The organism is Streptomyces nymphaeiformis (assembly GCF_014203895.1).
Classification (GTDB): domain Bacteria; phylum Actinomycetota; class Actinomycetes; order Streptomycetales; family Streptomycetaceae; genus Streptomyces; species Streptomyces nymphaeiformis.
In genome coordinates this window covers 488204-508469 of sequence record NZ_JACHJY010000004.1, presented here as the reverse complement: position 1 = coordinate 508469, position 20266 = coordinate 488204, and the positions used below count along the sequence as shown (strand labels likewise).

The window sequence follows — 20266 nt, the reverse complement described above, 5'->3', positions numbered from 1 at the left end:
TCCCTACGCCGGCATTACCCGGTAACAGGTTCGGCGGTCGGCGCAGCCTCCTCCCGTACGTGCGTACGGTGATCAGCGCCCTCTCAGCCCGGTGCTCCGAGCTCCCGCGTGTGCAAAGGTGCCACCACGCTAGCGTCATCCCGGCCATGCTGAACAGTGGGCCCCGCCGTTCTTGCGATGATCGGCCGGTGACTTCCCCCCAGCAGACCCCCGAGCCACACGTTCACCCCCACGATCCCGTACACGGACACGGGCACGGAGGTGGAGGTGGGCACGGCCATGGCGGCGGAGGCGGGCACAGCCACAGCCACGGACCCGCCGCCCCCGTCTCGCGGCACCTGCGCAAGGTCATCGCCGCGGTCCTGATCCCCTTCGCCACCGCGGTCGTCGTCGGGCTCGCGGTGCTGTGGCCGGGCGGCGCCCCGGCGCACGAGCGCACCGGCGTCGGCTTCGACCGGCAGACCCAGCAGGGCAAGGTCGTCTCCGTCGAGCACGTCGACTGCAAGTCGGTGAACGCCGCCCAGGTCCCGCCGACCGGCGACACCTCCACCCCGGAGGGGCGCGAGGCGGCCGACGGCCGGCAGGGGCAGTGCGAGAAGGCGACGGTCGAGGTCACCACCGGTCCGGACCAGGGGCGCAGGTTCGTCGAGATCGTGCAGCCGGACGCGCCGCGTCAACTGGACGAGGGACAGGGCGTGGTGGTGGCGTACGCCCCCGACGCCCCGCACGACCTGCAGTACTCGGTGACCGACGTGAACCGCAAGCTGCCGCTGGCGCTGCTCGCCGGGATCTTCGCCGTCGCGGTCGTGGTCGTCGGCCGGATGCGGGGCGTCATGGCGCTCGTCGCGCTCGCCGTGAGCTTCCTCGTGCTGACGTACTTCATCCTGCCGGCGATCCTGGAGGGGTCGAACCCGCTGGTCGTGGCGGTGGTCGGGTCGAGCGCCATCATGCTGATCGCGCTCTACATGTGCCACGGGCTCTCGGCCCGCACCTCGGTCGCCGTGCTCGGCACGCTGATCTCACTGCTGCTGATCGGTCTGCTGGGCTCGCTGTTCGTCGGCTGGACCTCGCTCAGCGGCAACACCGACGACTACACCGGTCTGATCCACGGCCTGTACCCGGAGATCGACATGTCCGGTCTGCTGCTCGCCGGGATCATCATCGGTTCGCTCGGCGTGCTCGACGACGTGACGGTCACCCAGACCTCGGCCGTCTGGGAGCTGCACCAGGCCGATCCGGGCATGGGGCCGCGCGGCCTGTACCGGGCCGGGATCCGGATCGGCCGCGATCACATCGCCTCGGTCGTCAACACGCTGGTGCTCGCCTACGCGGGCGCCGCCCTGCCGCTGCTGCTGCTCTTCTCCATCGCCCAGAGCAGCATGGGGACGGTGGCCAACAGCGAGCTGGTCGCCGAGGAGATCGTGCGGACCCTGGTCGGGTCGATCGGTCTGGTGGCGTCCGTTCCGGTCACCACGGTGCTCGCGGCCCTGGTCGTCTCCGCCGACCGGCCGGCGTCCGGGGGCGGGAAGCCGACGGCGGTACGGGGAGGGCGCCGCCGTCGCGCCAAGTAGGACGCGGGTACGGAGGGTTCGGGGCCGGCCCGGCTCGGGGGAGGGTCCGGCTCGGAGACTTCGTACGACGCGCGCGGGTTCTGCTCGGCGGTCTCCGCTCAGGCGGGGCCGGCGTTCTCCTCGGCCAGGATCCGGCCGAGGGCGGCCTCCAGGTGGTCCTCGAAGTCACCGAGCGTCCGCTCCTGGCCGAGCGGAACCAGTTTGTCCGTGCGGTCGAGGAAGGCCACCAGCGGCGGCGCGCTGGCCCTGAACAGCGCGCGGTCACCGCCCACCTGGAGTCTGATGGAGACGTCCGAGAGCCCCTCGGGCTCCGTCGGGGCGATGTGCACGTCGCCGTCCCCGCTCGGCCGGTTGATCCCGTCGAGCAGCAGCTCCCTTCCGAACGCCCAGGTCACAGGCGCGTCTCCGGGAAGGTGGAAGGTCATCCGCACCGCGTAGGGATCCCGGGTCTCATATCGGAGTTCGACCGGGATCCTGAAGGAGAGCTCCTCGGAGACGAGGAAGCTCATCAGGACCTCGGCCTGAACCGACTCTCGCATCATGTACCCCGCAGTAGATGAAGCAGTTGTGTAAACACAGCTGCTGAAAGCTGTGACCGAAACGGCCAGGAATGATCCCCCGTGGCCCTCTTGACGCAATCGTGCTGTACGCGTTAGCAGATCACAAGGAGTGATTTTTCAGATACTGATAGAGAACGCGAGGGAGCTGAGGAGCCTCCCGATCTCCGTACGTAGCCGCTCGACTGCTGGGAGCAACCGTTCTTCCTGGTGGAGGGGGAGGGAAATGGCCATGGCGCCCGCGGCGGAGCCCGCAGTGATGGGAATGGCGGCACAGACCGTGCCGAGCGCATATTCCTGACGCTCCACCAGGGGCTCCATTCGCCCCAAACCGCCCAAACGCTCCAAAAGCACACGGCGATTACGCACCGTGTACGGAGTGATGGCTTCCACCGGGTGGCGGTCGAGGTGGTCTTGACGAGATTTCGGATCGAGTTGACTCAGCAGGCACTGCCCGATCGCATGGGCGTGCGCGGTCTCGCGGAAATCGGCCCATTCCTCCACCGCGGGATTGGAAGGGGTGTCGGAGACGGCGACGAGCTCGATCTCCCCCTCGCGGTAGAGGGCGAAGTAGATGGGTACGCCGATCTCGTCCCGCCAGCGGGCCAGGGAGTCTTCGATCTTGATGCGACGATTCTGCACAGCTCCGCCGCCGGCCAGTCGGACGGCGGCGTCGCCCAGGACGAACACACCCTTGTCGCGGACCAGATAGCCCTCGTGCGTCAGGGTGCGGAGCAGGTGGTACGTCGTGGGCAGCGGAAGGCCCGTCTCACGGGCGAGCTGTTTGGCCGGGGCGCCCTCCGTGTGGGAGGCCACCGCCTCCAGGAGTCTCAGCGCCCGCTGCACCGAGCCGATCAAGGTAGGCGCAGCCGTCTGCGTAGCCGTGGCCAAAGGTCACCCCCAGGCGTGACGACGGATGCACTGCACCCGCCCGCGGGGGCCGCCCCCGCGCGCCCGCCGGGCCTGGGAAACCGCTGGTCAGTATCGAGGTCTACAGCTGTAGTCCCCCACGCGGCGGAGAGATTCCACTCTAGTGGCAGCCCTGGGACCGACACCCGGATTAGACCGGCGCGTTCCCTCTCGCGGGCTAATGCCCTCCGTCGCGTCCATACCGATGAGTAGCTTGTGTTACCAGTCCTGACGCGAGCGGGCGGAGGAGCTGAACTTCCTCACGACGTAGACCAGTCCGGCGACGAGGGCCACGAAGAGCAGCGCCTTGAAGAGCAGACTGACCACGAAGGTCAGGACGCTGGTGATCAGCCCGCCGAAGACGAGCAGCGCGAGAAGGGGTATGGCGACCCACTTCACCCACCAGGGCATCCCCGCGAGAATCTCCCGTACGGCCATCGTCCCTACCTCGCTCTCGAAGATCCGCTCGGCGCGCTCTGCGCCGAACACCCTCAAGGCTAGGGGCGGGACGAAGCCCGTGGGGGCCCCGCGGCCCCCGCTCTCCCCTGATCCGCCCCCTAGGGGGTCGGCCCGCGCAACCCCGGTTCCGCTCGGCCGGCCGGCGGCCCTCAGCTCTCCGGCGGGGAGAAGACCACCATGACCCGCAGGTCCTCGCTGATGTGGTGGAACCGGTGCTCCACCCCGGCCGGCACGTAGACCACGCTGCCCCGCGCCACCTGGGTCGTCTCCGTCCCGACCGTGATCGCCGCCCGGCCGCTGACCACGAAGTACACCTCGTCCTGGCCGTGCGGCTGCTGCGGGTCGAGCTCCCCCGCGTCGAGCGCGTACAGGCCCACCGACATGTTCCGCTCGCGCAGAAACTGGAGGTACGCCCCCTTGTTGGCGGCGCGCTCCGCCTCCAGTTCGTCCAGCCGGAATGCCTTCATCGCCTGCTCGCCCCTGCCGTAGGCCCGATCGTGTCTGCCACGATCAGACACATGAAGAATTTCGTAGTCAAGACGCTCGCGAACGCGGGCGCGCTGGGAGTCGCCATCTGGCTGCTCCAGGACATCACCCTGACCGGTGAGAGCACCGGCAAGAAGGCCTGGACCCTCATCCTCGTGGCCCTCGTCTTCGGCCTGGTGAACTTCCTGGTCAAGCCGATCGTCAAGCTGCTGACACTTCCCCTCTTCATCCTGACGCTCGGCCTGATCACCCTGGTGGTCAACGCCCTGATGCTGCTCCTCACGTCCTGGCTGGCCGAGCAGTTCGACCTCAGCTTCCACGTGGAGGGCTTCTGGACCGCCGTCCTCGGCGGTCTGATCATCTCCGTCGTCTCGTGGGCGCTGAACGTCGTGCTCCCCGACGGCGACTGAGTGGGGACCATGGCCTACCGCGTCTGCTTCGTCTGCACGGGCAACATCTGCCGCTCGCCGATGGCCGAGCACGTCTTCCGCCGCCGGGTGGAGGAGGCCGGCCTCGGCGAGCTGGTGGAGATCGACAGCGCGGGCACCGGAGGCTGGCACGAGGGCGACACGGCCGACCCGCGCACGGTCGCCGTGCTCGACGAGAACGGATACACGTCCGCGCACACCGCCCGGCAGTTCCGCTCCTCGTGGTTCCCCGCCCTCGACCTGGTGATCGCCCTGGACGAAGGGCATCTCCGGGAGCTCCGGGAACTCGCCCGCACCCCCGACGAGGCGTCGAGGATACGGCTCCTGCGCTCCTACGACCCGGCCGCCGGCGCCGGACTCGACGTCCCCGACCCCTATTACGGGGGCCGCGAGGAGTTCGAGGAGTGCCTGGAGATGGTGGAGGCCGCGAGCGAGGGACTGCTCGCGGCCGTACGCGCGGAACTGGAGGAACGGACACCGTGAAGGACGACGAACTCGGCGACGGCACACGGGCGGTACGGGCCGGGCTGCCCGAGCCCGTGAAGTACGAGCCGACCCTGCCGGGGCCGGTCTTCGCGGCCCACTTCCACCTGCCGGGCGAGCCGACCGGCCCGTACACCTACGGCCGCGACGAGAACCCGACCTGGACCCATCTGGAGCGGGCGATCGGCGAACTGGAGGCGCCGGGGGAGGAGGGCGTCGAGACGCTGGTCTTCGCGTCCGGCATGGCCGCGATCTCGGCCGTCCTGTTCTCCCAGCTGAAGGCCGGCGACACGGTCGTGATGCCGACCGACGGCTACCAGGCCCTGCCCCTCGTGCACGAGCAGCTGCGGGCGTACGGCGTCGAGGTCCGCACCGCGCCGACCGGCGGCGACGCCCAGCTGTCCGTACTGGACGGGGCGAAGCTGCTGTGGATCGAGACCCCGTCCAACCCCGGGCTCGACGTGTGCGACATCCGCCGTCTGGTGCGCGAGGCGCACGCGGCCGGGGCGCTCGTCGCCGTCGACAACACCCTCGCCACCCCCCTCGGCCAGCGCCCGCTCGCCCTGGGCGCGGACTTCTCCGTCGCCAGCGACACCAAGGGCATGAGCGGGCACGGCGACATCCTGCTCGGCCACGTGTCCTGCCGGGATCCCCTGCGGGCGGCGGAGGTACGGCGCTGGCGCAAGATCGTCGGCGCCATCCCCGGGCCCATGGAGGCCTGGCTCGCCCACCGCTCGCTCGCCACGCTCCAGCTGCGGATCGACCGGCAGTGCTCCACCGCCCTCGCCCTCGCGCGGACGCTCGCCGAGCGCGCGGACGTCACCGGACTGCGCTACCCCGGACTGCCCGACGACCCCTCGCACGAGGTGGCCGCCCGGCAGATGCGGCGCTTCGGCCCGGTGGTCTCCTTCGAACTGGCGGACCGGAAGCGGGCCGAGCGGTTCCTGGAGGAGCTGCGGCTCGTCGACGACGCCACCAGTTTCGGCGGCGTGCGCTCCACGGCGGAGCGGCGCGGGCGCTGGGGCGGGGACGCGGTCGCGGAGGGCTTCATCCGCTTCTCCGTCGGAGCCGAGGACCCGGAGGACCTGATCGCCGACGTGCTGCGCGCCCTCGACGAGGCCGGGGGCGCGGGCTGATCACACGGACGAGGGCGCTCCGAACCTCCCCCCTCGTGGCTCGGAACGCCCTCGGTTCCACGCGCGGAGACCGCCTGAACAAGGCTAGTTGACTGTGCGTCAGTGTCCAATCACGGTAGCGACAGCGGCCTATCGACTTATTTATAGTTGGACGGTCCTGAGGCGCAGTCAGCCGACCGCCTGAGTCGAACGGCCGCACGGCCGGGAGGGGGCGGACATGGATCTGGCCCTGCTGCGCACGTTCGTCACGGTGCACCGGGCCGGCTCCTTCACCCGCGCCGCCGCGCTCCTCGGCCTCTCCCAGCCCGCCGTCACCAGCCAGATCCGCACCCTGGAACGACAGCTGGGGCGGCCGCTGTTCCTCAGACAGGCGCGCGGAGTCACCCCGACCACCATCGGCGACGAACTCGCCCACCGCGCGGCGCCCCATCTGGACGCCCTCGTGGAGATCGCCGAGACCGGCCTCGACGAGCGGAGCGGGGTCCGGACCCTCCATCTCGCCGGTCCCCCGGAGTTCACCGCGCTCCGCGCGCTGCCCGCCCTCACCCCCCTGGTCGGCCAGGGACTCGCCGTCCGGGCCTCCTTCCTCGGCAACACGGAGGAGGTCCTCGACGGGCTCGCCGCCGGCCACCACGATCTGGCCATCACGACCGCCCGCCCGCGCGGCGGCCTGCTCGTCTCCACACCGCTCTGCGACGAGGAGCACGTCCTGGTCGCGGCCCCGCGCTGGGCCGCCCGGCTCTCCCCCGACGTGCTCCTGAGCAAGGGCGCGGTGCTCCTGGAGCAGCTGCCGGTGGTCGAGGTCCACGAGTCGCTGCCCTTCGTCTCCCGCTACTGGGCGAGCGTCTTCGAGACCAAACCGGCGGCGGCCGCCACCGTCATCGCCCCCGACCTGCGGGCCGTGCGGGACTCCGCCGCCGCCGGCGCCGGGCTCGCCGTCCTGCCGCGCTACCTGTGCGAGGACGCCCTGCGGCAGGGGCGCCTCGTGACGCTGCTCGACCCCCCGGTCCCCCCGCTCCGGACCTACTTCCTGGTCGCCCGTACCGGGACGCTCGGTCTGTCGCCCCTCGCCCGGGCCCATGGGGAGCTGCTGCGCGCGGCCGGGGACTGGTGAGTTTCAGGACACCTCGGACGGGCCATTTTCTTCCCATGACCGAACGGCCCGTGATCAAGCGCACCGCACGCGCCATCCTGCTCGACGGGGACGACCTGATCCTCATCAAGCGGACCAAGCCCGGGATGGATCCCTACTGGCTCACGCCCGGCGGCGGCGTGGAGCCCACCGACGCCACCGTCGTCGAGGCCCTGCACCGCGAGGTGCTCGAAGAACTCGGCGCCAAGATCACCGATGTGGTGCCCTGCTTCGTCGACACCGTCGAGCACATCGTCGACGGCGGGGTCTCCGGGGTGAAGGTCCAGCACTTCTTCGTGTGCCGGCTCGGCTCCATGGACCCCTCCCTGCGGCACGGCCCCGAGATCGAGGAACCCGTCGGCGAGTACGAGATCGTCCGGGTGCCCTTCAGCCGGGTCGGCATCGCCGCCGTGCACCTCGTCCCGCTGTCCCTGCGCCACTACCTCGACGGCAACATCGAGGGCGTCCGCGCGATGCACGCCCCCGACCTGGGCTAGCCCGCCGCGGGGGTGAGCTCCGCGAGGAAGTCGTGGCGGATGCGGTCCGAGGGCACCCCCGCTCCGCGCAGGGCGTCGACCCCCTGGCGGACCATGTCGAGCGGGCCCGAGAGATAGGCGTCCCGCTCGTTCCACGGGCCGTAGCGGCAGACGGCGTCCGGGAGCCTCCCCTGTTCCTCGGTGACGGGGTGGACGGAGAGCCACGGGAAGGTCTTCTGGAGCCGCAGCATCGTGTCGATGTCGTAGAGGTCGTGACCGCTGCGCGCCCCGTAGAAGACGTCGACCGGGCGCCGGTCCCCGTGCTCGGCGACGTCCTCGACCAGCGCCTTGATCGGCGCTATCCCGGTGCCTCCGCCCATGCAGAGCAGGCCGGTGTCCGTGGAGTGGTCGACCGTCATGGAGCCGGCCGGCGGGCCGAGCCGCAGCACGTCCCCGGGGCGGGCCCGGTGGACCAGCGCGTTGGACACCCAGCCGGCCGGGACCGCCTTGACGTGCAGCGAGAGCAGTCCGTCCGGCCGGGGTGCCGAGGCGAAGGAGTAGTGGCGCCAGATCCGGGGCCACCACGGGGTCTCGAGGGTCGTGTACTGCCCGGCGAGGAACGGGTACGGCTGGTCGGGCCGGAGCGTGACGACGGCGATGTCCGGGGTGCGCAGATCGTGCGAGACCACCTCGGCCTGCCACCAGGCGGGCTCCGTCCGCTCGTTCTCCGCGGCCGCGTCGATCATGATCTGGGAGATCGTCGTGTACGTGCGGACCCAGGCCGCCTCGGTCTCCTCGTCCCAGCTCTTCTCCGCGTACCGCACGAGGGCGCCGATGAGGGCCTCGCCGACGGCCGGATAGTGGGCCGCCTGGGTCCCGTACTTCCGGTGCCCCCTGCCGAGGTTCTCCAGGTACGCGGTGAGGACCGGGGTGTCGTCCAGGTGCTCGGCCGCCGTGAGGAGGGCCTTCAGGAGCCGGTCCCGCTGGGTGTCCATGGCCGCGGGGAACATCTCGCGAAGCCCGGGGTGCCGGGTGAAGAGCAGCGCGTAGAAGTACGAGGTCACTCGGTCGGCGACCGGTGCGATCTCCACCAGGGTGCGTCGGACGAGCACCGCGTCGGCGGAAGGTCCCTGGGATATGGGGGGTTCCTTCCCGCCCGCCGCCGGGGAGTCCCGCTCGTCCGTCGTGGTGGTCGGAGCATCCATCATGTGCCTCGCCTCGTGCTGGCCGGCTTCCGTGACCGCAGCATGACGCTTCCGACCGACGCTTCGGACCGAAAGTGGCGTTCTCGGGCCATAGGCCCGGGTTTCTGGCTAGGCTGCGCTGTTTCGGACCAGCGCGTAGGCCTCGCGCAGGTCCCCTCCGGAGTAGCTGTGGCGGGAGAGCCCGGCGAGATGGTGGTCCGCGTTCACGGCCACGGTCTCCGGCACGATCGCGAAGAGCTCCGCATCGGACATCGAGTCCCCGTACGCGACACAGTCGACCGGGTCCACCCCGTACCCCGCGCAGAGCTCCCTCGCGATCCGCACCTTCGCGTGCGCGTCGAGGATGCCCGGCCGGTGGATCGGCTCGGTGAAGGGGACCGCCGGCCAGAGCGAGCCGTGCGTGGAGTCGACGCCCCAGTGGAGAAGCCGCTCGACGAAGAAGTCGGGCGAGAGGGAGATGACCGCGCAGCGGTCTCCCCGGGCCCGGATGTCCGCCCAGACCTCACGGATGCCCGCCAGCCAGGGCGCCCCTTCGAAGGCCGCCGCGACCTGCTCCGGGGTGAGCGCGGACCACAGCGCATGGGCCTGGACGGCGAACTCGTCGGGCGTGAGTCCCTGCAGGAACCCCTCCTCCAGGGCAGCGATCTCGTCCACCAGGTCCAGCTGCCGGGAGATCTCCACCGCGGCGGCCGACCCCCTGATCAGGGTGCCGTCGAGGTCGAAGAGGTGCAGGCGTCGTGTTCGGGGGCTTCGGGGTTTCACGTGAAACACCGTAAAGCGGTGGACGGAAGATCACCGTGTCGTTCAGCCTGAAAGGCATGCCGACTTCCCCCTCCCCCCTCGCACAGCTCCCGATCCGACGGCTCACCTCGGCGGACCTCCTCTCCTGCGCCGACCTCTCCGAGAACCGGGGATGGCCCCGCGAGGAGCACAAGTGGGGCCTGCTGCTCACTGCCGGCACCGGCTACGGCATCGACGACCCCGACGGCCCCGGCCTCGCCGCCGGCTGCGTGGTCACCCCGTACGGCCCGGACCTCGCCGCGATCGGCATGGTGCTCGTCGCCGAGCGGTACGCACGCCAGGGCGTGGGACGCCGGCTCATGCAGCACGTCCTGGCGGAGGCCGGGGACGCCCCGCTCACCCTGTACGCCACGGCGAACGGGCAGCCCCTCTACGAGCAGCTCGGCTTCACCGAGACGAGCCGCGCCGCGATGGTGCGCGGGCGCTTCACCTTCACGGCGCCCGCCCCGGACGTTCCGGTCCGTCCGGCGACGGCCGAGGACCTCCCGGCGGTCCTGCGCCTGGACCACGAGGTCTTCGGCCTCGACCGCACCGCCCTCATCGCCAGGCTCCCCGCGTTCGCGGACCACCTCAGGGTCGCGGAAGAGGACGGCGAGATCACCGGCTTCGCGGCCGCCTGGCCCAACATGGACACCCATGTCATCGGCCCCCTGATCGCCCGGGACCCCGGCACGGCGAAGGCGCTGATCGCCTCCCTGGCCGCCGCCACCGACCGGCCGCTGCGCACCGACATCGATGTGCGGCACGGCTCCCTGCTGAGCTGGGTGAAGGAGAACGGCATCGACACGATCACCACCACGTCGCTGATGATCCGCTCCCTTCCCGACCTCCCCGGCGACTGGCGCCGCCGCTTCGCTCCCCTGACGGTCGCCGCAGGATAGGTTTACTTGCAGACGCGCATTATTGCGTCGATTCGTCTACCCTGGATCGAGAGCCACATCGGCGCCGAGGAGACACCGAGGAGAGCACATGACCGCGACGGACCCCGCACTCACCGCGCTCGCCCAGCGCTGGTGCGCCCTCTCCCTGCTGCACGGCAGGATCGAGTCCCACATCGAGCGCGCCCTGGAGTCCGGTCATGGTCTGAGCGTGCGGGAGTACTCGCTGCTCGACGTCCTCAGCCGCCAGCACAGCGGCCCCGGCGGCCACCTCCAGATGAAGCAGGTCGCCGACGCCGTCGTGCTCAGCCAGAGCGCCACCACCCGGCTGGTCACCCGCCTCGAGGACCGTGGCCTGCTCACCCGGTACCTCTGCACCACCGACCGGCGCGGCATCTACACCGACGTCACCGAGGCAGGCCAGAAGCTCCTCGAAGAGGCCCGCCCCACCAACGACAGCGCACTGCGCGAGGCCCTCGACGAAGCCGCGAAGAACCCGGAGCTGGCCCCCCTGGTCCAGGTCATGGAGGGCGTGGGCGCGCCCGTATGAGCCATGACGCCGGGGCGGGGGACCGTCCCGGCGCTACGCTGCGGGGCATGAGCGATCTTGAGATACGGCCCGCCACCGCGGACGACCTCCCGGCCATCGTCGCGATGCTCGCCGACGACCCCCTCGGCGCACAGCGCGAGTCCCCCGACGACCTCGCCCCGTACCTGACCGCCTTCGAGCGACTCGCGAACGACCCGCACCAGCACGTCGTCGTGGCCGTCCGCGAGGACAAGGTCGTCGGCACCCTCCAGCTGACGGTCATCCCGGGACTCTCCCGCCGGGGCACCACCCGCTCGATCATCGAGGGCGTCCGCGTCCACGCCGACGAGCGCGGCAGCGGCCTCGGGACGCAGCTCATCGAATGGGCCGTCGCCGAGTCCGGACGCCAGGGCTGCCGACTCGTCCAGCTGACCTCCGACGTCACCCGCACCGATGCCCACCGCTTCTACGAGCGCCTGGGCTTCGAGGCCTCCCACGTGGGCTTCAAGAAGACCCTCTGAGGCCGCGTTTCACGTGAAACCGCACGGTTGCACGGTTTCACGTGAAACAGCACCGCACGGCTCAGAGACCGCGCCAGCCGGCCTCGTCCACACCGCCCGGAACCGCGTCGCCCGGTGCGTACGGCTCCCGGGTGAAGACGAACGAGCCGAGGTCGAGATGGCTCACGCTGCCGTCGGCACGCTTCACCGCCCTGAGCGTCTCCCCCGCGTAGTAGCCGTTCAGCCCGACCCAGCCGCCCTCGGGCAGCGCCCGGAAGCGGGCCCGTCGGCCGGCGCCCCGCAGCGGTTCCAGCACCACGCTCCGCTCGGGACCGAGCCGGAGCCCGTAGGCATACGTCCCCCAGTACCAGGGCCCCGTGAGGGACAGCAGCTCCTCGTCGACCTCGGCCTCGGGAAGGGGCCGCCACGGCTCCGGGAGCCTCGGCTCCGCCTCCGCCACGATCCGTACGAGATCGGCGGCCACGAGCGACGTCAGCGGGCCCGAGGTGGCGTTGGAGAGGGCGATCCCCGCGAGGCCGTCCTCCACGCTCACCCAGAGGCAGGCGACGAAGCCCGGAAGGGAGCCGGTGTGGCCGATCAGGGTGCGGCCGTCCTTGCGCAGCAACTGGAGACCGAGCCCGTAGCCCCCCTCCCAGTCGCCTTCCCCGGCGGGGGAGGCCGGGGCGCGCATCTCCTCCACGGACGCCGTGGCCAGCACCCGCTCGTCCCCCGCCGAGAGGAAGGCGGCGAACCGGGCGAGGTCGGCGGCCGTCGACCAGAGTTGACCGGCCGGTGCCATCAGACCGAGGTCCTGGGACGGCTCGGGCATCATGACGTCGGCCCAGGGATGCACCGCCCAGCCGCCCGCGTGCGGGGCGACGGGATCGAGCGTCGTCCGGCTCATCCCCAACGGCTCCAGGATCTCTCGCCGCAGCGCCTCCTCCCAGGACATCCCCCGGACCGCCTCGACCAGTGAACCGAGCAGCGTGTAGCCGGGGTTGGAGTAGTGGTGCCGACGCCCCGGCGACTGAAGGAAGGGCTGCTCCCCCAGGACGTCCGAGAGCTCCGGCCGCAGCTCGGCGGAGGACCGCTCCCACCACGCGCCGGGCGTCTCGGCCGCGAGACCTCCGGTGTGGCCCAGGAGTTGAGCGATCGTCACCTCACCGGCGCCGGTTCCCTTCAGGTGCCTCTCCAGCGGGTCGTCGAGCCCGAGCAGGCCCTCGTCCCGGAGCCGCATCACCAGGACGGCGGTGAACACCTTGGTGAGGGAGCCGATCCTGAACTGGGTGTCGGCGTCCGGCGCGTGGCCGTCCACACAGCTGCGCGAGCCGCTCCAGACCAACGCGCCGTCACGGACCACCGCCCCGACGAAGGACGGCGTCCGCCCTTCGGTCTGGGCGACCGCGACGCGGTGCAGCAGAGCCCGCTCGGTACCGGGAAGCAAGGCTTCGAAAGATGTCGTCATGGAACCCATCCAACGCCATGCCGGCCGCGGAACCTCCCCGCTGCGGGGCGCCTGGGGCTTCAGACGCGGAGGGCCTTCCGCAGGTGCTCCCCGAACTCGGCCGGGTGCGTGGTCAGTCCGGTGTGCCCGCCGGGGAAGTGCCGGAGTTCCGTGCCGAGACGTTCGGCCAGGAAAGCGGCCGGACGGTAGGGCAGCTCGCCGCGCGAGTCCTCGCCGCAGGCGAGCACGAGCCGGTCGGACAGCGCCTCGAGCCGCCGGAGGTCCGGCGCGTAGGACATGAAGCCGGGCACGATCCGCCCGACGAAGTACGGCAGGTTCGCCATCGTCTGCTCGGCCCGCGCCGCCGCCTGGGGCGGAAGCTTGATCTCGGCCTTGGGCTCCGGGGCGTCGCCGTCCTTCTTCAGCCCCTCGGCGAACACGGTCATCGCCGGCATGAGCCCCTGCGTGCGGAAGGTCTCCTTCACGCGCGCGATGAGCGCGCGATGTTCGGCAGCGTCCGGAAGGACCTCCACCAGCGGCGGCTCGTGCGCCACGACCCGGGCGACCCGTTCGGGACGGGCGGTGAGCAGGTGGACCGCGACGATCGCGCCCGAGCTGGCGCCGAACACCCGGGCGGGCTCACCCGGCGACAGCAGTTCCAGCATCCGGAACGCGTCGTCGGCGTGCTCGGCCACGCGCTGCTCGGCCTCGGGGTCGTCCAGCGTGCTCCGGGACATGCCGCGCGGGTCGTAGGTCGCGACGGTGTACGCGGAGGCCAGGTCGTCGGCGATGTCGTCGAAGGAGGCCGCGCCGCCCGTCCCGCCGGGGATCAGCAGCAGGAGCGGGCCTTCGCCGCGCACTTCGTAGTGCAGGGTCGCACCGTTCACGCGCAGGCTGCCGGTGGTCCGGGCGGTCATGAGGAAGCTCCTTCTCGTGACGGGGGCCAGTGCTCCAGGAGGGCGTGCAGGGCGTCGAGGGCGCGGGTCCAGGACTGTTGCGGCGAACGCTCGTGCCCGAATCCGCCTGCCGCCTCCAGCGCGACGAATCCGTGGAAGGTGCTGCGCAGCAGCCGGACGGCGTCGGTCAGGTCCGGTTCGGTCAGTCCGTAGCCGCGCAGCATCCCGTAGGTCAGCTCGACCGCGCGCCGTGGTCCGGGCGCCTTGGCGGCGAGCTCGGGATCGATCTGGATCGGGGTCTGCGTCGCCGTGTAGCGGCCCGGATGCCGGTGGGCGTACTCCCGCCAGGCGTCGGCGAAGGCGACCAACGCGTCCTTGCCCGCTCGCCCGGCGGTCGCCTCGGCGATGAGGACGGTCTTCTCGTCCGCCGCGAGCAGCGCGATCCGACCGCGCAGATCCTCCAGGTTGCGGACGTGCGAGTAGAGGCTCGCGTCCTTCACGCCCAGCCGGCGCGCCACCTGCGACATGGTCACCCGGTCGAGCCCGACCTCGTCCGCCAGCTCGGCGCCCGCGATCGTCACCCGCTCCGCCGTCAGCCCGGCCCGCGCCATGCACCCTCCCCAGATCCTAGAGTCCCTAGTTTTAGCCTAGGGGCCCTAGGAAGACAAGGAGGTATCAGGTCTGCGCCATGTCCACGAAGCGTGAGTAGTGGCCCTGGAAGGCCACGGTGATCGTGGCCGTCGGGCCGTTACGGTGCTTGCCCACGATGATGTCCGCCTCGCCCGCGCGCGGGGACTCCTTCTCGTAGGCGTCCTCACGGTGCAGCAGGATGACCATGTCGGCGTCCTGCTCGATCGAGCCGGACTCACGGAGGTCGGAGACCATCGGCTTCTTGTCGGTGCGCTGCTCGGGACCACGGTTCAGCTGGGACAGCGCGATCACCGGCAGTTCCAGCTCCTTGGCGAGGAGCTTCAGGTTTCGCGACATGTCGGAGACCTCTTGCTGACGGCTCTCCTGCCGCTTGGAACCGCCCGACTGCATGAGCTGCAGGTAGTCGATGATGACGAGCTTGAGGCCGTTGCGCTGCTTGAGCCGGCGGCACTTCGCGCGGATCTCCATCATCGACAGGTTCGGGGAGTCGTCGATGTACAGCGGGGCCTGCGAGACGTCCGGCATCCGGCGGGCGAGACGCGTCCAGTCCTCGTCGGTCATCGTGCCGGAGCGCATGTGGTGGAGCGCCACCCGGGCCTCGGCCGAGAGGAGGCGCATCGCGATCTCGTTGCGGCCCATTTCGAGGGAGAAGATGACGCTGGGCAGGTTGTGCTTGATGGATGCCGCCCGGGCGAAGTCCAGGGCGAGCGTCGACTTACCCATGGCGGGACGGGCCGCGATGATGATCATCTGGCCGGGGTGCAGGCCGTTGGTGAGCGAGTCGAGGTCGGTGAAGCCGGTGGGCACACCGGTCATCTCGCCGCTGCGGGAGCCGATCGCCTCGATCTCGTCGAGCGCCCCCTCCATGATGTCGCCGAGCGGCAGGTAGTCCTCAGTGGTGCGCTGCTCGGTGACCGCGTAGATCTCGGCCTGGGCCGAGTTCACGATCTCGTCGACGTCCCCGTCGGCCGCGTAGCCCATCTGCGTGATCTTGGTGCCCGCCTCCACGAGCCGGCGCAGGACCGCGCGCTCGTGGACGATCTCCGCGTAGTACGAGGCGTTGGCCGCGGTCGGGACCGACTGGACCAGGGTGTGGAGGTAGGAGGCGCCGCCGACGCGGGTGATCTCGCCGCGCTTGGTGAGCTCGGCGCCGACGGTGATCGGGTCGGCCGGCTCGCCCTTGGCGTAGAGGTCGAGGATCGCCGCGTACACGGTCTCGTGGGCGGGCTTGTAGAAGTCGTTGCCCTTGATGATCTCCACGACGTCCGCGATGGCGTCCTTGGAGAGCAGCATGCCGCCGAGGACGGACTGCTCGGCGTCGAGGTCCTGCGGGGGGACGCGCTCGAAGCCGGAGAGGCCGCCGTCCCAGGGACCCTCGGAGCCCCGCTCGTGCTGGTCGTCGCGGCCGCGGCCCCGGCCGCGGCCTTCGCCTCGGGTACGGGTGGGCAGCCGGTCGCTCGGTCCGCTGTCGGCCCAGGGGTCGTCCATGGGCTCGGGAACGCTCACCAAGCCACCTCCTCCCGTCCGCTCCGCGGACCTCGCCGTGCCACTACTTTCCTACGCCACGGCCTTGATCAACGAGTGGCTTCGCGACCGCTGCTGGCGCGTCGGGCGCCGGACCACGGTAGGCCCGCGGGAGGCGTCAGCCAATCTGGTTATCCACAGGCCTTGTGGATGAAGGCCCAGATGCTGTGGAGAACTCCCCGGATCCTGTGCACGGAGCGGGGGACAGCCATGTGGACAAACTCATAACACCCCCCTCCCCACCCCACTGACCTGCACGTTTCCCATCCACGGGCTGTGGGGGAGAAAAAGTTCTGCCCCCGGACCAAGATCAGAACAAACGGCCCACACCCGAAGTCCCGCACCAGCGGAAAGTAAGGACCACTAACACATTGCATCTCTTACCTGTGGAAGATTAGATTGAGCCCATGACTGAGCCCACGACTCAGGCCCCCGTGACCTCCAAGGCCGTCCGTCGACAACACGACCGCGAGATCGTCTCCCTCGCCCTGCCGGCCTTCGGCGCCCTCGTCGCGGAGCCGCTGTTCCTCATGGTCGACAGCGCCATCGTCGGCCACCTCGGCACACCTCAGCTCGCGGGCCTCGCGATCGCCGCGGCACTGCTCTCCACCGCCGTCAGCGTCTTCGTCTTCCTCGCCTACGCCACCACGGCCGCCGTCGCCCGGCGCATGGGCGCGGGCGACCTCCCGGCCGCCATCCGGCAGGGCATGGACGGCATCTGGCTCGCGCTCCTCCTCGGCGCCGTCGTCGTCGTGCTGACCCTGCCCACGGCACCCTGGGTCGTCGACCTCTTCGGGGGCTCGGACACCGCCTCCCCGTACGCCGTCACCTACCTCAGGATCTCCAGCCTCGGGATCCCCGCCATGCTGGTGGTCCTGGCCGCCACCGGCGTCCTGCGCGGCCTCCAGGACACCCGTACACCGCTCTACGTGGCCATCGCCGGCTTCGCGGCCAACGGCGCGCTCAACGCCGGCCTGGTCTACGGCGCCGGTCTGGGCATCGCCGGCTCCGCCTGGGGCACGGTCATCGCCCAGTACGGCATGGCCGTCTCCTACCTCGTCGTGGTCGTACGCGGCGCCCGGCGGCACGGCGCCTCCCTCCGCCCCGACCCGGCCGGCATACGTGCCTCCGCCCAGGCCGGCGTCCCCCTCCTGGTCCGTACGCTCTCGCTGCGCGCCGTCCTGATGATCGCCACGGCCGTCGCCGCCCACCTCGGGGACGCCGAGGTCGCCGCCCACCAGATCATCCTGTCCCTGTGGAGCCTGATGGCCTTCGCGCTCGACGCGATCGCCATCGCCGGCCAGGCCATCATCGGCCGCTACCTCGGGGCGGACGACGCCGACGGGGCACGACAGGTCTGCCGCCGCATGGTCCAGTGGGGCGTCGTCTCCGGGGTGGTGCTCGGCGCGCTGCTCATCGCCGCCCGGCCCCTGTTCATCCCGCTCTTCACCAGCGACGCCTCCGTGCAGGACACCCTGCTGCCGGCCCTGCTCGTGGTGGCGGTCTCCCAGCCGATCTCCGGCGTGGTCTTCGTCCTCGACGGGGTCCTGATGGGCGCGGGGGACGGCCCCTATCTGGCCTGGGCGATGCTGCTCACGCTCGTCGTCTTCGCCCCGGTGGCGCTCCTGGTCCCGACGCTGGGCGGCGGGCTGACGGCGCTCTGGTGGGCGATGACCCTGATGATGACGGTCCGGATGGGAACCCTCTGGTTCCGCATGCGCTCCGGCCGCTGGATCGTCACGGGCGCCACGCGCTGAGATACCGCCCGTTTCACGTGAAACAGCGGGAAGGAACAGCGGAAGGGCCGCACCCCGAGGGGTACGGCCCTTCCTCACTGCTGAGCGCAGACTGCCAAGGGCAGCGTTACGCGGCGACGACCTCGACGCCGAGCTTCGCGGCAACCTCGGGGTGCAGACGCACGGAGACCTGGTGCGAGCCCAGGGTCTTGATCGGCGAACCGAGCTCGACGCGACGCTTGTCGACGTCGGGGCCACCCGCGGTCTTGATCGCCGAGGCGATGTCGGCCGGGGTCACGGAGCCGAAGAGACGGCCGGCGTCGCCGGAGCGGACGGCCAGACGGACCTTCGTGCCCTCGAGCTGAGCCTTGATCTCGTTGGCCTGCTCGATGGTCGCGATCTCGTGGATCTTGCGGGCGCGGCGGATCTGCGCCACGTCCTTCTCGCCACCCTTGGTCCAGCGGATCGCGAAACCGCGCGGGACCAGGTAGTTGCGAGCGTAGCCGTCCTTGACGTCGACGACGTCGCCAGCGGCACCGAGGCCGGACACCTCGTGGGTCAGGATGATCTTCATTAGTCGGTCACCCTTTCCTTATCGCGCGGTGGACGTGTAGGGCAGCAGCGCCATCTCACGGCTGTTCTTGACGGCCGTGGCGACGTCACGCTGGTGCTGCGTGCAGTTGCCGGTCACGCGGCGGGCACGGATCTTGCCGCGGTCGGAAATGAACTTCCGCAGCATGTTCGTGTCCTTGTAGTCCACGTACGCGGTCTTGTCCTTGCAGAAAGCGCAGACCTTCTTCTTAGGCTTGCGCACAGGCGGCTTCGCCATGGTGTTTCTCCTGTGTGATCAAGAAGTGTGGGTACGAGCTGCTTCGAGGGCGCGTGCCCTAGAAGGGGGGCTCGTCCGAGTAGCCGCCGCCGCTGGAGTTTCCACCCCAGCCGCCACCGCCGCCGCCCTGCTGGCCGCCGCCGGAGGGGCCGCCGGTCGCCCACGGGTCGTCGGCGGGAGCACCGCCGCCACCCTGCTGGCCACCGCCGCCGGAGTTTCCACCCCAGCCGCCACCGCCGCCGCCCTGCTGGCCGCCGCCGCCGTATCCACCCTGGCCGCCGCGACCGGTGGTCTTGGTGACCTTGGCCGTGGCGTTCTTGAGGCTGGGGCCGACTTCCTCGACGTCCAGCTCGTAGACCGTGCGCTTGACGCCCTCACGGTCCTCGTAGGACCGCTGCTTCAGCCGGCCCTGCACGACGACGCGCATGCCTCGCTGGAGCGATTCCGCGACGTTCTCCGCCGCCTGACGCCAGACCGAGCAGGTCAGGAACAGGCTCTCGCCGTCCTTCCACTCATTGGTCTGACGGTCGAAGGTGCGGGGGGTGGACGCGATACGGAACTTCGCGACCGCCGCACCGGACGGGGTGAAGCGCAGCTCGGGGTCGTCGACAAGATTGCCGACGACCGTGATGACGGTCTCGCCTGCCATGGGGGAACCTCTCGGCGGGTTTGCTTCTGGCTGCTTTGCTGCTACTCGAACCCGATGACCTCTGAGCTAGAAAGCTCAGTGGGTCTCGGGACGGAGGACCTTGGTCCGGAGGACCGACTCGTTCAGGTTGAGCTGGCGGTCGAGCTCCTTGACGACCGCAGGCTCGGCCTGCAGGTCGATGACCGAGTAGATGCCCTCGGGCTTCTTCTTGATCTCGTACGAGAGACGACGACGGCCCCAGGTGTCGACCTTCTCGACCTTTCCGTTGCCCTCACGGACGACGGAGAGGAAGTTCTCGATCAGGGGGGCGACAGCGCGCTCCTCCAGATCGGGGTCGAGGATGACCATCACCTCGTAGTGACGCATGTGGAACCCACCTCCTTTGGACTCAGCGGCCACGGTCGTTCCGTGGCAGGAGGGTCGTGATGCGTGAACGACGGTATCCACCGCCACTGACAGTCCCCTCGCGAGCGAGGAGCGCTGTCGGGGATCCCGGAGGGACCTGGGCAGACACCGGCGCAGCTGTACAGAGTACCCGCACATCGGCTTGCGGTTGAAATTCTCCGGGAAGGGGACGCAATCTGTACACAACGGATGTCGGCGGCGCTACGATGCGCCGCCTTCCCGCAGCCACGCCAGGAGGTGCCTCATGGCACAGGCAATGCGACCCGACCCCGGCCACTCCCTGTTCGCGACCGACGGCAAACCCCACCCGCTCCAGGACACCCTGATGGCTGTCACGCTGGTGATGGGGATCATCTCGTTCACCACCGCGCAGTTCTACAACCTGCACCTGCTGAGTTCCTGGACGGGCCTGATCGGCATCCTGACCGGCGCGTACGGGCAGTTCATCTCGGTGACGACCCGCGAGCGCTTCCTGCTGATCCTCGGGCTCGGCGCCTCGGCGTTCGGCTTCTACCTCGGGATGGCCCACGGCGGCCTCTTCGGCGGCGTCATCAGCTGAGCCCGGCGGCACGTCGGGCACAC

At 70.4% G+C, this 20266-nt stretch carries 25 protein-coding genes; 11 read left to right on the top strand and 14 right to left on the bottom strand.

Features of this window, described 5'->3' with window-relative positions; translation table 11 throughout:
• Window positions 1-188 precede the first annotated feature (188 nt).
• On the top strand, window positions 189-1571 hold the full coding sequence (locus GGE06_RS16485; protein WP_376773551.1) for a YibE/F family protein: 1383 nt from the start codon (window positions 189-191) through the stop codon (window positions 1569-1571).
• Between the two features lie 98 nt (window positions 1572-1669).
• On the opposite strand, the gene GGE06_RS16480 is transcribed toward GGE06_RS16485, so the two are convergent.
• The 4 genes from GGE06_RS16480 to GGE06_RS16465 form a co-directional block, all read right to left on the bottom strand.
• Complete coding sequence (locus tag GGE06_RS16480) at window positions 1670-2110, bottom strand: SsgA family sporulation/cell division regulator (RefSeq protein WP_116159950.1); 441 nt, start codon at window positions 2108-2110, stop codon at window positions 1670-1672.
• A gap of 138 nt (window positions 2111-2248) precedes the next feature.
• A complete protein-coding gene (locus GGE06_RS16475; RefSeq protein WP_116159951.1) occupies window positions 2249-2974 on the bottom strand; it encodes an IclR family transcriptional regulator in 726 nt (241 codons plus the stop codon).
• Window positions 2975-3256: 282 nt separating this feature from the next.
• Complete coding sequence (locus GGE06_RS16470) at window positions 3257-3475, bottom strand: DUF5326 family protein (protein ID WP_116165420.1); 219 nt, start codon at window positions 3473-3475, stop codon at window positions 3257-3259.
• 170 nt (window positions 3476-3645) lie between these two features.
• Complete coding sequence (locus GGE06_RS16465) at window positions 3646-3963, bottom strand: cupin domain-containing protein (protein WP_030685701.1); 318 nt, start codon at window positions 3961-3963, stop codon at window positions 3646-3648.
• A 51-nt stretch (window positions 3964-4014) separates the two neighbouring features.
• Here GGE06_RS16465 and GGE06_RS16460 point away from each other — a divergent pair, with 51 nt between their 5' ends.
• From GGE06_RS16460 to GGE06_RS16440, 5 genes are all read left to right on the top strand, one after another.
• Entirely contained in the window at window positions 4015-4392 is a 378-nt protein-coding gene (locus tag GGE06_RS16460; protein ID WP_116159952.1) for a phage holin family protein, read from the top strand.
• A gap of 9 nt (window positions 4393-4401) precedes the next feature.
• Entirely contained in the window at window positions 4402-4893 is a 492-nt protein-coding gene (locus GGE06_RS16455) for a low molecular weight protein-tyrosine-phosphatase (RefSeq protein WP_116159953.1), read from the top strand.
• Window positions 4890-6029: a cystathionine gamma-lyase gene (locus GGE06_RS16450; RefSeq protein WP_116159954.1), complete on the top strand. Its 1140-nt coding sequence runs from the start codon at window positions 4890-4892 to the stop codon at window positions 6027-6029. The genes GGE06_RS16455 and GGE06_RS16450 overlap by 4 nt, the downstream gene beginning before the upstream one ends.
• 217 nt (window positions 6030-6246) lie before the next feature.
• Window positions 6247-7143: a LysR family transcriptional regulator gene (locus GGE06_RS16445; protein ID WP_116159955.1), complete on the top strand. Its 897-nt coding sequence runs from the start codon at window positions 6247-6249 to the stop codon at window positions 7141-7143.
• A 35-nt stretch (window positions 7144-7178) separates the two neighbouring features.
• The gene (locus GGE06_RS16440) at window positions 7179-7658 is read left to right on the top strand and encodes an NUDIX domain-containing protein (RefSeq protein WP_116159956.1); all 480 of its coding nucleotides are present in this window, start codon (window positions 7179-7181) and stop codon (window positions 7656-7658) included.
• On the opposite strand, the gene GGE06_RS16435 is transcribed toward GGE06_RS16440, so the two are convergent.
• Both GGE06_RS16435 and GGE06_RS16430 read right to left on the bottom strand, forming a co-directional pair.
• Complete coding sequence (locus tag GGE06_RS16435) at window positions 7655-8842, bottom strand: globin domain-containing protein (RefSeq protein ID WP_184931239.1); 1188 nt, start codon at window positions 8840-8842, stop codon at window positions 7655-7657. The genes GGE06_RS16440 and GGE06_RS16435 overlap by 4 nt on opposite strands.
• Before the next feature lie 108 nt (window positions 8843-8950).
• Window positions 8951-9613, bottom strand: coding sequence for an HAD family hydrolase (locus tag GGE06_RS16430; RefSeq protein WP_184931135.1), 663 nt, complete (start codon window positions 9611-9613; stop codon window positions 8951-8953).
• A gap of 47 nt (window positions 9614-9660) precedes the next feature.
• On the opposite strand from GGE06_RS16430, the gene GGE06_RS16425 reads away from it, so the two are divergent.
• From GGE06_RS16425 to GGE06_RS16415, 3 genes are all read left to right on the top strand, one after another.
• A complete protein-coding gene (locus tag GGE06_RS16425) occupies window positions 9661-10524 on the top strand; it encodes a GNAT family N-acetyltransferase (protein WP_116159958.1) in 864 nt (287 codons plus the stop codon).
• Window positions 10525-10612: 88 nt separating this feature from the next.
• On the top strand, window positions 10613-11071 hold the full coding sequence (locus GGE06_RS16420) for a MarR family winged helix-turn-helix transcriptional regulator (RefSeq protein WP_116159959.1): 459 nt from the start codon (window positions 10613-10615) through the stop codon (window positions 11069-11071).
• Between the two features lie 47 nt (window positions 11072-11118).
• Window positions 11119-11571 (top strand): GNAT family N-acetyltransferase, encoded by a 453-nt coding sequence (locus GGE06_RS16415; RefSeq protein ID WP_116159960.1) that lies wholly within the window; start codon window positions 11119-11121, stop codon window positions 11569-11571.
• Between the two features lie 61 nt (window positions 11572-11632).
• On the opposite strand, the gene GGE06_RS16410 is transcribed toward GGE06_RS16415, so the two are convergent.
• The 4 genes from GGE06_RS16410 to dnaB all read right to left on the bottom strand — a co-directional run bounded on the left by GGE06_RS16410 (window position 11633) and on the right by dnaB (window position 16047).
• A complete protein-coding gene (locus GGE06_RS16410; protein WP_116159961.1) occupies window positions 11633-13015 on the bottom strand; it encodes a serine hydrolase domain-containing protein in 1383 nt (460 codons plus the stop codon).
• Window positions 13016-13074: 59 nt separating this feature from the next.
• The gene (locus GGE06_RS16405) at window positions 13075-13911 is read right to left on the bottom strand and encodes an alpha/beta fold hydrolase (protein WP_116159962.1); all 837 of its coding nucleotides are present in this window, start codon (window positions 13909-13911) and stop codon (window positions 13075-13077) included.
• The gene (locus GGE06_RS16400; RefSeq protein WP_184931134.1) at window positions 13908-14501 is read right to left on the bottom strand and encodes a TetR/AcrR family transcriptional regulator; all 594 of its coding nucleotides are present in this window, start codon (window positions 14499-14501) and stop codon (window positions 13908-13910) included. The genes GGE06_RS16405 and GGE06_RS16400 overlap by 4 nt, the downstream gene beginning before the upstream one ends.
• Window positions 14502-14565: 64 nt before the next feature.
• The gene (dnaB, locus tag GGE06_RS16395) at window positions 14566-16047 is read right to left on the bottom strand and encodes a replicative DNA helicase (RefSeq protein WP_116159964.1); all 1482 of its coding nucleotides are present in this window, start codon (window positions 16045-16047) and stop codon (window positions 14566-14568) included.
• Between the two features lie 425 nt (window positions 16048-16472).
• On the opposite strand from dnaB, the gene GGE06_RS16390 reads away from it, so the two are divergent.
• Window positions 16473-17822 carry an MATE family efflux transporter gene (locus tag GGE06_RS16390; RefSeq protein ID WP_184931133.1) on the top strand — a complete coding sequence of 450 codons (1350 nt, stop codon included), beginning with the start codon at window positions 16473-16475 and terminating at the stop codon, window positions 17820-17822.
• A 106-nt stretch (window positions 17823-17928) separates the two neighbouring features.
• On the opposite strand, the gene rplI is transcribed toward GGE06_RS16390, so the two are convergent.
• The 4 genes from rplI to rpsF all read right to left on the bottom strand — a co-directional run bounded on the left by rplI (window position 17929) and on the right by rpsF (window position 19645).
• Window positions 17929-18375: a 50S ribosomal protein L9 gene (rplI, locus tag GGE06_RS16385; protein WP_053640001.1), complete on the bottom strand. Its 447-nt coding sequence runs from the start codon at window positions 18373-18375 to the stop codon at window positions 17929-17931.
• 18 nt (window positions 18376-18393) lie between these two features.
• The gene (rpsR, locus tag GGE06_RS16380) at window positions 18394-18630 is read right to left on the bottom strand and encodes a 30S ribosomal protein S18 (RefSeq protein WP_005315025.1); all 237 of its coding nucleotides are present in this window, start codon (window positions 18628-18630) and stop codon (window positions 18394-18396) included.
• Between the two features lie 58 nt (window positions 18631-18688).
• Window positions 18689-19279 (bottom strand): single-stranded DNA-binding protein, encoded by a 591-nt coding sequence (locus GGE06_RS16375; protein WP_184931132.1) that lies wholly within the window; start codon window positions 19277-19279, stop codon window positions 18689-18691.
• Window positions 19280-19354: 75 nt separating this feature from the next.
• On the bottom strand, window positions 19355-19645 hold the full coding sequence (gene rpsF, locus GGE06_RS16370) for a 30S ribosomal protein S6 (RefSeq protein WP_007383258.1): 291 nt from the start codon (window positions 19643-19645) through the stop codon (window positions 19355-19357).
• A gap of 283 nt (window positions 19646-19928) precedes the next feature.
• Between rpsF and GGE06_RS16365 the strand changes: the two genes are divergently transcribed.
• Entirely contained in the window at window positions 19929-20243 is a 315-nt protein-coding gene (locus GGE06_RS16365; protein ID WP_116159967.1) for a hypothetical protein, read from the top strand.
• Window positions 20244-20266 lie beyond the last annotated feature (23 nt).

Coding starts and splice junctions, on each gene's coding strand:
- GGE06_RS16400 (WP_184931134.1), bottom strand. CDS start 14,501: ATGGCGCGGGCCGGGCTGACGGCGGAGCGGGTGACGATCGCGGGCGCC.
- GGE06_RS16445 (WP_116159955.1), top strand. CDS start 6,247: ATGGATCTGGCCCTGCTGCGCACGTTCGTCACGGTGCACCGGGCCGGC.
- GGE06_RS16440 (WP_116159956.1), top strand. CDS start 7,179: ATGACCGAACGGCCCGTGATCAAGCGCACCGCACGCGCCATCCTGCTC.
- GGE06_RS16460 (WP_116159952.1), top strand. CDS start 4,015: ATGAAGAATTTCGTAGTCAAGACGCTCGCGAACGCGGGCGCGCTGGGA.
- rplI (WP_053640001.1), bottom strand. CDS start 18,375: ATGAAGATCATCCTGACCCACGAGGTGTCCGGCCTCGGTGCCGCTGGC.
- GGE06_RS16390 (WP_184931133.1), top strand. CDS start 16,473: ATGACTGAGCCCACGACTCAGGCCCCCGTGACCTCCAAGGCCGTCCGT.
- rpsR (WP_005315025.1), bottom strand. CDS start 18,630: ATGGCGAAGCCGCCTGTGCGCAAGCCTAAGAAGAAGGTCTGCGCTTTC.
- GGE06_RS16365 (WP_116159967.1), top strand. CDS start 19,929: ATGGCACAGGCAATGCGACCCGACCCCGGCCACTCCCTGTTCGCGACC.
- GGE06_RS16480 (WP_116159950.1), bottom strand. CDS start 2,110: ATGCGAGAGTCGGTTCAGGCCGAGGTCCTGATGAGCTTCCTCGTCTCC.
- GGE06_RS16410 (WP_116159961.1), bottom strand. CDS start 13,015: ATGACGACATCTTTCGAAGCCTTGCTTCCCGGTACCGAGCGGGCTCTG.
- GGE06_RS16415 (WP_116159960.1), top strand. CDS start 11,119: ATGAGCGATCTTGAGATACGGCCCGCCACCGCGGACGACCTCCCGGCC.
- GGE06_RS16420 (WP_116159959.1), top strand. CDS start 10,613: ATGACCGCGACGGACCCCGCACTCACCGCGCTCGCCCAGCGCTGGTGC.
- GGE06_RS16405 (WP_116159962.1), bottom strand. CDS start 13,911: ATGACCGCCCGGACCACCGGCAGCCTGCGCGTGAACGGTGCGACCCTG.
- GGE06_RS16375 (WP_184931132.1), bottom strand. CDS start 19,279: ATGGCAGGCGAGACCGTCATCACGGTCGTCGGCAATCTTGTCGACGAC.
- rpsF (WP_007383258.1), bottom strand. CDS start 19,645: ATGCGTCACTACGAGGTGATGGTCATCCTCGACCCCGATCTGGAGGAG.
- GGE06_RS16425 (WP_116159958.1), top strand. CDS start 9,661: ATGCCGACTTCCCCCTCCCCCCTCGCACAGCTCCCGATCCGACGGCTC.
- GGE06_RS16455 (WP_116159953.1), top strand. CDS start 4,402: ATGGCCTACCGCGTCTGCTTCGTCTGCACGGGCAACATCTGCCGCTCG.
- GGE06_RS16470 (WP_116165420.1), bottom strand. CDS start 3,475: ATGGCCGTACGGGAGATTCTCGCGGGGATGCCCTGGTGGGTGAAGTGG.
- GGE06_RS16435 (WP_184931239.1), bottom strand. CDS start 8,842: ATGGATGCTCCGACCACCACGACGGACGAGCGGGACTCCCCGGCGGCG.
- GGE06_RS16465 (WP_030685701.1), bottom strand. CDS start 3,963: ATGAAGGCATTCCGGCTGGACGAACTGGAGGCGGAGCGCGCCGCCAAC.